Source organism: Bilifractor sp. LCP21S3_F8 (assembly GCF_052117805.1).
Classification (GTDB): Bacteria; Bacillota; Clostridia; order Lachnospirales; family Lachnospiraceae; genus Bilifractor.
Genome location: NZ_JBQKIK010000066.1, coordinates 1 through 677, shown reverse-complemented (window position 1 = coordinate 677; position 677 = coordinate 1). Strand labels below are relative to the sequence as shown.

The 677-nt window shown below is 41.2% G+C and carries 1 protein-coding gene; it reads left to right on the top strand.

What is annotated here, in order from left to right:
* Positions 1-468: 468 nt before the first annotated feature.
* The coding region (locus ACTQ3A_RS13895; RefSeq protein ID WP_441495193.1) for a GTP-binding protein at positions 469-677 on the top strand (209 nt) is incomplete at its 3' end.

Below are 677 nucleotides of genomic sequence, written 5' to 3'. Positions count from 1 at the left end.
TTAGTAAAATGCAGACAACACCACGGATCGGCTTTTGGTTGGACAATTCCAACCAAACACCACAGCAGACAGCAGAAAACATTCTGAACGCTAGGAAGCCGGTATGATTGTTACATATAAGGGGAAGAAAAATTTCTTTTAGGTACTTGCTTTCCTAAAACTGATGTGATACAATGATTTAATCCAGAAAAGGAGTAAAAAATATGCGGCAAGGTATTCTTAAATAAAACTATAATCAAATAGTGGGAACAAAGGATTATGATAGCTCCTTTTGTAGGGGCTTAGTTTTTTGTACCCAATTTAAGAATACTTTTGCCTTATCAATTTTGACATATCCCCAAAAACAGCAATCACAAACAGGTGTATGCTGTATATGTGTATGTCCGCAACTTATAATCCCCAGTGGTAAAAGTATTTTACTGCTGGGGATTTTTATGCCCTTTGGGGCTGTAAAGGGAGGACAATCACATGAAAATAATCAATATTGGAATTCTTGCCCATGTAGACGCTGGAAAGACGACCTTGACGGAGAGCCTGCTATATGCCAGCGGAGCCATTTCAGAACCGGGGAGCGTCGAAAAAGGGACAACGAGGACGGACACCATGTTTTTGGAGCGGCAGCGTGGGATTACCATTCAAGCGGCAGTCACTTCCTTCCAGTGGCACAGATGTAAAGT